Raw genomic sequence first — 7,378 nt, 5'->3', positions numbered from 1 at the left:
CACCCAGCTGTTCGGGGCGGAATCGGATCCGATTCTGCGGCGGGTCGGAGCAGCGATCGTCGACGCGTTCGCCGGGACGATTCCCCCTCGACCTGAGGCGTGACGAATCCGACCTTCAATGTGGCTGAAACTCGAGCTAGGCTTCAAGCACATTGAAGGTCGGAGGGAGTCGGTAGTTGGAACACGTCTTGTTGTCCGTGCATGTGCTCGCGGGCATCGTCTTCGTCGGCGGCTCAGCGGTCGCCACCAGTCTTTTTCCCCGGTACGCGCCGGTCGCGGGCGCGCCCGATCCGGAATCGGTGCGCAGCAGGCCGGTCGCGGCCGCCATGCACCGGATCACCGGGAACTACGCGAAACTCGCCATCATCGTGCCGGTGATCGGCATCGTGCTGGCCACGATCCAGGGCCGGATGAACGAAATCTGGATCACCACCGCGATGGTGACGACCGCAGTGGCAGGCGGGCTGCTCGCCGTGCAGATCGTTCCGATGCAGCGCGAAGCCCTCGACCAGCCCGACGACGGCAAGCGCCTGCGGGTGCTGTCGATGCTCGCGGGTATCTACAACCTGCTGTGGACGGCCGTGGTCGTTCTCATGATCGTCCGTCCCGGATCCACCGCGTGACCGAACAGGAGCTCCCCATGACCGACCAGGGTGTCACTTTCATCAATGTGATCGAGGTTTCCGCCGACGACATCGAGGGATTCGTCGCGCAGTGGCGCGAACGAGCCGCGCACATGCGCACCGCCCCCGGTTTCCGCGATGTCCGCCTGCACCGTGCCTTGCTGCCCGATTCGCGATTCCAGCTGGTGAACATCGCGCACTGGGACAGCGCCGAGGCCTGCGAGGCCGCCGGACGTAACCCGACGGTCGTCGCCTCGGTCGACCAGGCGCGTCAGGTCGCGCGCGCCAACCCCGCCCTGTACGAGGTGGTCGCCGAGTTCTCCTGAGCGACAAGCATTCACAATGCGCCGGAACCCCGCGACGGCCCTGCCGAGGCGGGTTCCGGCGCGGCCGAATCCTGCGAGCAGTGGATTCTCGACGTCAATGCTTCGCGCCGATGGTGTGGAGAATTTCGTGGATGATCGGGTCGGTGAGCCGGTTGGTGACCGATCGGCCTTCGCGACTCGAGGTGACGCACCCCTCGTGCCGCAGCACGCGTAGCGCCTGGGAGATCGCGTTCTCGTTGCGGCCGACCGCGGCGGCCAGTTCGCCGACGCTGATGCCCGGCGAGCGGTGCAGACACAGCAGGATTTCCAGGCGGCCGGGGTCCGACAGCAGGTCGAAGCGCTGCGCCCATTCCCTGATCTCGACGTCGCCGATCGCGCGACGGCCGAGTTCGACCGGCGACCCGTGCAGTGTGCGTGGCTCTCCCATGGCGGTGCCCAGCTTAATCGCCGAGTGGACAGGACGGCGCCGCCCGCGACTATTATCTGTTCATCTGTTCAGATAAACATGTAGGGATGATGGATGCGCACTCGGCCGCTGTTCGCTGTAGGAGCCGCGCTGGCGGTCGCGCTGACATCGTGCGGAGCGCCCGACAGCGGGTCCACCGACTCGCTCGTGCTCGCCGACGCGTATGAGCTGGGCGGGTACAACCCCGTCGCCGGGTACGGCGCGGCCGGCGAGGCCAAGGTCTACGACGGATTGCTGCGGCTCACCGGCGGCACCGGCCTGCCCGGTTTCGAGCCTGCCCTGGCAACGGCATTGCCGACGCCCGACGCCGACGCGACTGTCTGGACGGCGCCGCTGCGCCCCGGCGTGCGGTTCAGTGACGGGTCGGCGTTCGACGCCGCCGACGTGGTGGCGACCTACCGGGCGATTCTGGATCCGGCGTCGGCCTCGGAGGTGCGGTCGTCGTTTTCGATGATCGACCGGGTCGACGCCGTCGATCCGTTGTCGGTGCGGTTCACCCTGCGTCATCCCTATGCCGCGTTCCCGACCAAGCTGCTGATCGGGATCGTGCCGTCGGAGTCCGTCTCGACACCGGGGCCCGCGACCGAATCACCGCTCAATACCGCCCCGATCGGCACCGGCCCCTATCGGCTCACAACACTGGAGCCGACGAGAGCGGTGTTCGAGGCGAACGAAAGCTATTGGGGTGGTGCGCCTTCGGTCAAGCGGCTGACGGTGCTCTACGTGCCCGACGACAACACCCGCGCGCAGCGGATGGCCGCCGGTGAACTCGACGGAACGTCACTGCCGCCCCTGCTGGCCGCCACCTTCGAACAACGGATGTCGGTGCAGGCCAACACTTCCGCGGATTGGCGCGGTGTGTCGATGCCCGAGCGCGATCCGGTCGCCGGCGACCCGGCCGTCCGGCTGGCACTGAACTACGCGGTGGACCGGCAAGCGATGATCGACAATATCCTCGGCGGCTACGGTCGCCCGGCCTACACGCCTTTCGCCGAGGTCTACGGCGAATCCCACAACCCGGCGGTCGCTTTCGCCTTCGATCGCGCGCGTGCCGAGCAGATCCTCGACGGTGCGCGATGGCGGGCCGGCGCCGACGGCGTGCGGGCGAAAGACGGCGTGCGCGCGCGATTCACCGTGATGTACAACTCCACCGACACGTTGCGCCGTGACCTCGCACTGGCTTTCGCCTCCGATGCGCGGCGGGTGGGTATCGAGGTCGATCTCGAGGCGCTGTCCTGGGATCGGATCGAGCCGCGCATCGCACAGGCCGGGATCCTGCTCGGCGGCGGGAGCGAGCCCTACGATCCCGACACCCAGGCCTACAACACCCTGCACTCGCCGCTGCTCGACCCGAGTGCGGGTAGCCCGTACGACAATGCGAGCAGGCACGCGGATCCCGCGATCGACGCGCGACTCGACACCGCGCGGCGCAGTGTCGATCCCGCGGTGCGCGCCGCCGCGTACCGGGAGGTACAGAGCCGGTACGCCCAGGATCCGAGCCACGTCTTCCTGGTCCATCTCGATCACACCTATGTGGTGAAGGATTCTTCCTGGACGATGTCGGGACCGATTCTCGAGCCGCACGCGCACGGCGTCACCTGGGGACCGTGGTGGTCGCTGCAGACCTGGACCCGCTGATGGGGCGCAGTCGCGTTCGCGGACGCGGCCTCCGAGCCATGGTCGGGTGGCGACTGGCGGCGTTGATTCCGGTGCTCGCCGCGGTGTCGGCCGCGCTCTTCGCCGCGGCGGCGGTGTCGCCGTTCGACCCGCTGGTCGGCTATCTCGGCGCCCGCTACGAGACGACGAGTGCGTCGGATCGGGCGATGCTCACGGATCAGCTCGGGCTGGACGCGTCGTGGTACCAGCTGTACGGACGCTGGATCGGCGACCTGTTCAGCGGCGATCTCGGTGTTTCCCGCGGGTTCGCCCAGCCGGTGAGTACCCTGCTCGCCCAACGGATTCCGTGGACAGTGCTGCTGGTCGTGATCGCGATGAGCGTGGCGATCGCCGTCGCGCTCGGCGCGGGCGTCTGGGCGGGCATGCATCGCGGTGGGGTGATCGATCGGCTGGTCACCACGTCGTGTGTGGTGATGCAGGGGCTACCGCCGTTCGTGGTGTCGCTGGCCTCGATCGGCGTGTTCGCGGTCGGACTCGGCTGGTTGCCGCCTGCCGGGCTCACCGACGCCGGGGCCGAGGCCGGGGTCGGTCAGGTGGCGCGACATCTCGTGCTGCCCGCTGCCGCGTTGGCCGTCTCACAGGTGCCGTGGCTCCTGCTGGCCGTGCGGGAATCGGTGTCGGGCAATCGCGGTGAGGATTTCGTGGTCGGTGCCGCCACGCGCGGCATCGACCCCGCGACGATCACCCGCAGGCACATCCTGCCCGCCTCGCTGGCCCCGTTCGTGACGATCCTCGGCGCGCGACTGCCGGAGGTCGTGGTCGGGGCGGTGCTGGTGGAGGAGATCTTCTCGTGGCCGGGGATCGCGGGCGCGTTCGTACAGTCGGCGAAGGATCTGGACATGGCGCTGCTGGCCGTGCTGACTGTCGGCACGACCTGCGCGGTGATGCTCGGCTCGCTGCTCGCCGATGTCGCGGTGGTGCTGCTCGATCCGAGGGTGCGCGCCGATGGGTGAGCGGTATCGCCTGCGCGCTCGTGCTCGCGACGTCCCGCGCGAAGCTGCCGAGGGGCGGCGCGGTGCAGGCTGGGCGTCGGCGGGCGGTGAGCGGCGGCTTTGTGTCGCGCTGGCGGTGCTGGTCGCGGTGGTGCTGTACGCGGTGATGGTGCCGTGGATCGGTGGGGTCGACGATCGGCTGACCGACTTCGCGAGCGCGCGGCAGGCACCGTCCGGACAGTGGTGGTTCGGGACCGACTCGGCCGGGCGGTCGCTGTTCGTGCGAATCGCGGCGGCATTGCGGACCTCGCTGGTGGTCGCGGCGTGTGCGGCTGCGGTGTCGACGGTGATCGGGGTGCTGGTCGGTGCTGTCTCCGCGCTGGCCGGTGGGTGGGTGGATCGGGTGATCATGCGCTTCGCCGATACCGCGAACGCGCTGCCGCATCTGCTGCTCGGAATCGTGATCGTGGCGCTGTTCCGGGGGAACGCGCTGGCGGTGGTGTTGTCGATCGGACTCACGCACTGGGTGCAGGTGGCGCGGATCGTGCGGGCGGAGAGCTTGAGTCTGCGCGAGCGCGAGTACGTGTCCGCGGCGGTGCTCGCAGGCGCGAGTCGCGCTCACCTGCTGGTCAGGCATCTGCTGCCCGCCGTCGCCCCGCAGGCGTTGATCGCGGTGGTTCTGCTTCTCCCGCACGCGATTTGGCACGAGTCGACCTTGTCGTTCCTCGGGTTCGGACTGCCGCCGCACGAGCCGAGCCTGGGCACACTGCTGGAGGAAGCGCGCACGTCGCTGCTGCTGGGCGGGTGGTGGACGCTGGTCTTCCCCGCTGGATTCCTGGTGCTGACGACGGTGGCGGTCGCTGTCTCGGGATCGTCACTCCGCGGGTTGCTGGCCCCGCCGAAACCTGCACGGATGCCGCGATGAACCGAGCACGGCAGGACCCGCCGATGCCGGGATGCCATAGCCGACGTCGCGCCGCGGCGACCGCCGAGGAGGCCACATGAACAGCGCGAGATCGCACGAGTCAGGTACCTGCCTGTCCATCGACGCGCTGACCGTCCGCATTCCGGTAAGCGGCGGTGGCGTGGTACACGCGGTGACCGAACTGTCTCTCGACATCGCGGCAGGCGCGATCACCGCGCTCGTCGGCGAATCCGGTTGCGGGAAGTCGATTGTCGCGAGTGCCGTGATGGGTGTGCTGCCACGCGAAGCCATCACCACCGGGACCGTTCGCCTGCAACTCGGTAGTGCGGACCCGGCCCCCGAACCGATCGACATCCTCGCCGCCCACCTGCCGTATCGCGGCCGTCACATCGCCCTGGTCCCCCAGTCGCCGAGCACCTACTTCTCCCCCGTACGGACCGTCGGATCTCAACTCGCGGAGGCGATCACCGCGCTCGGCACCGCACACACCCCCGCCGACCTCGTCGAGCGCGCCGAGCTCTCCGTCGCCGCGCTCGACCTGTATCCGCACGAACTCTCGGGCGGCATGGCCCAGCGGGCAGCCGTAGCGGCCGCCTTGGCGGGTGACCCCGAGGTGATCATCGCCGACGAACCCACTTCCGGACTCGATCGCACACGCACCGACCAGATCGGAAAACTGTTGCGTGAGTGCGCCGACGACGGTGCGGCGGTCCTGCTGATCACGCACGATCTCGGGCATCTGATCCGCGCGGGCATCGCCGACACTGTCGCGGTGATGTACGCGTCACGCCTGATGGAGGTCGGCCCCGGGGCGCACGTGCTCGACGATCCGTGGCACGACTACACGCGCGACCTGCTCGCCGCCCTGCCCGAACACGGCCTGCACCCGCTCCCCCATCCCCCGCGAGCGCTGACGAACCTGTCCGAGATCTGCCCTTACGCGGGTGGCCCGACGCACTTGGTTCCCCAGCTGCCGCGCATGATTCGCCGACCGAGGTCCTGATGCTGATCGCCGACTCCATCACCGCGGGCTACAGCTCGGAATCCGTCATCCGCGGGGTCGACCTGCGGATCACTCCGGGCGAGATCGTCGGAATCACCGGCGACTCGGGATCGGGGAAAACCACGCTCGCGCGAACCATGGCCGGGCTACTGACGCCCACCTCCGGCACTGTCACCGTCGACGGGCAGGCGCCCCGCCGGGCTCGCGGCGCCATCGCCATGGTCTTTCAATCCCCCCGTGCCGCAACCAATCCACACTTCACTCTCGCCCGGATCATCGCCGAGCCCGCCCGCATCCGCGGCGCCACGGTCCCCGATCTCACCGCGCTGGCCACCGCTGTCGGTCTCACCCCCGACCTGCTCGACCGCCGCCCCCACGCCCTCAGCGACGGCCAGCTCCAACGCGCCTGCCTGGCCCGCGCCCTCGCCCAGAACCCCCGCTACCTCATCCTCGACGAAGCCACCGCCATGCTCGACGCGGCCACCACCGCCACCATCATCCGCCTGGTCATGACGCGCGCCGACGACAACCTCGGCGTCCTGCTGATCAGCCACGACGAGCCCCTCCTCGCGGCCGCCTGCACCCGCATCGCCACGATGCACGACGGCACCCTCAGCCCGCGGCACGCATCTCCGCAATAACCGCACGATTACCTCAGGCTGCGCACAGGAACCCGTTTTAGCGTGAGCCCCTGTGACATTCACGCAACCGAATCCAGTCAGCGCGTGCCGCAGCCTCAGCGGATGGGCCCGCACCGCACCGACCGTCGCCGAAGTGCTGCGCACCCCCGACATCGCGGTGATCGCCGAACGGGTGCGGACCGCGGGACCGCGCGGGGTGATCGCGCGCGGGCTCGGGCGTAGTTACGGGGATCCGGCGCAGAACGCGGGCGGACTGGTGGTCGACATGACCGCGCTGGACCGCATCCACAGCATCGATCCCGACAGCGGGATCGTCGAGGTCGACGCGGGCATCAGCCTGGACACGCTCATGCGGGCGGCGCTGCCGTTCGGGCTGTGGGTCCCGGTGCTGCCGGGTACCCGGCAGGTGACGGTCGGTGGGGCGATCGGCGCGGATATCCATGGTAAGAACCATCATTCGCAGGGCAGCTTCGGCAATCACGTGGTGTCGATGGATCTGCTGACCGCCGACGGAACGGTACGTACCTTGGCCCCGGAGGGGCCCGACTCGGCACTGTTCTGGGCGACGGTCGGCGGGATGGGGCTCACCGGCATCATCATCGGCGCGCGAGTTCGGTTGAAGCACACCGAGACCGCGTATTTCCTCGTCGACAACGACCGCACACGCGATCTCGACGAGACGATGGAATTGCTGACCGGCGGTTCCGATGACGGGTACGACTACTCGATGGCGGTGCCGGACACCATTTCCACCGGGGCGAAACTCGGGCGGGCCGGATTCAGCC

General features: G+C 68.9%; 9 protein-coding genes. 8 read left to right on the top strand and 1 reads right to left on the bottom strand.

The features are described 5' to 3' along the window. Positions 1-176 precede the first annotated feature (176 nt). Complete coding sequence (locus ACFWF3_RS17170) at positions 177-623, top strand: hypothetical protein (RefSeq protein WP_379314429.1); 447 nt, start codon at positions 177-179, stop codon at positions 621-623. A 17-nt stretch (positions 624-640) separates the two neighbouring features. Further along, positions 641-949: an antibiotic biosynthesis monooxygenase family protein gene (locus ACFWF3_RS17165; RefSeq protein ID WP_379314428.1), complete on the top strand. Its 309-nt coding sequence runs from the start codon at positions 641-643 to the stop codon at positions 947-949. Between the two features lie 94 nt (positions 950-1,043). Here the strand turns inward: ACFWF3_RS17165 and ACFWF3_RS17160 are convergent, their stop codons facing one another. Beyond that, positions 1,044-1,376, bottom strand: coding sequence for an ArsR/SmtB family transcription factor (locus ACFWF3_RS17160; protein ID WP_378632642.1), 333 nt, complete (start codon positions 1,374-1,376; stop codon positions 1,044-1,046). A gap of 93 nt (positions 1,377-1,469) precedes the next feature. On the opposite strand from ACFWF3_RS17160, the gene ACFWF3_RS17155 reads away from it, so the two are divergent. The 6 genes from ACFWF3_RS17155 to ACFWF3_RS17130 form a co-directional block, all read left to right on the top strand. Further along, positions 1,470-3,053, top strand: a complete 1,584-nt coding sequence (locus ACFWF3_RS17155) for an ABC transporter substrate-binding protein (RefSeq protein ID WP_379314427.1) — start codon at positions 1,470-1,472, stop codon at positions 3,051-3,053. Then, the gene (locus tag ACFWF3_RS17150) at positions 3,014-4,045 is read left to right on the top strand and encodes an ABC transporter permease (RefSeq protein WP_379314431.1); all 1,032 of its coding nucleotides are present in this window, start codon (positions 3,014-3,016) and stop codon (positions 4,043-4,045) included. The genes ACFWF3_RS17155 and ACFWF3_RS17150 overlap by 40 nt, the downstream gene beginning before the upstream one ends. A gap of 145 nt (positions 4,046-4,190) precedes the next feature. Further along, positions 4,191-4,949, top strand: coding sequence for an ABC transporter permease (locus ACFWF3_RS17145; RefSeq protein ID WP_379314430.1), 759 nt, complete (start codon positions 4,191-4,193; stop codon positions 4,947-4,949). 76 nt (positions 4,950-5,025) lie between these two features. After that, entirely contained in the window at positions 5,026-5,952 is a 927-nt protein-coding gene (locus ACFWF3_RS17140; RefSeq protein WP_379314426.1) for an ATP-binding cassette domain-containing protein, read from the top strand. Next, positions 5,952-6,593 (top strand): ABC transporter ATP-binding protein, encoded by a 642-nt coding sequence (locus ACFWF3_RS17135; RefSeq protein ID WP_379314425.1) that lies wholly within the window; start codon positions 5,952-5,954, stop codon positions 6,591-6,593. Before ACFWF3_RS17140 ends, ACFWF3_RS17135 begins: the two co-directional genes overlap by 1 nt. A gap of 52 nt (positions 6,594-6,645) precedes the next feature. Then, on the top strand, positions 6,646-7,378 hold a 733-nt coding region (locus ACFWF3_RS17130), incomplete at its 3' end, for an FAD-dependent oxidoreductase (RefSeq protein WP_379314424.1).

This window comes from Nocardia sp. NPDC060220 (assembly GCF_042727815.1).
In the GTDB taxonomy this organism is placed as follows: Bacteria; Actinomycetota; Actinomycetes; order Mycobacteriales; family Mycobacteriaceae; genus Nocardia.
Note: the sequence above shows the minus strand (reverse complement) of the source record. Positions and strands in the feature narration are given on the sequence as shown.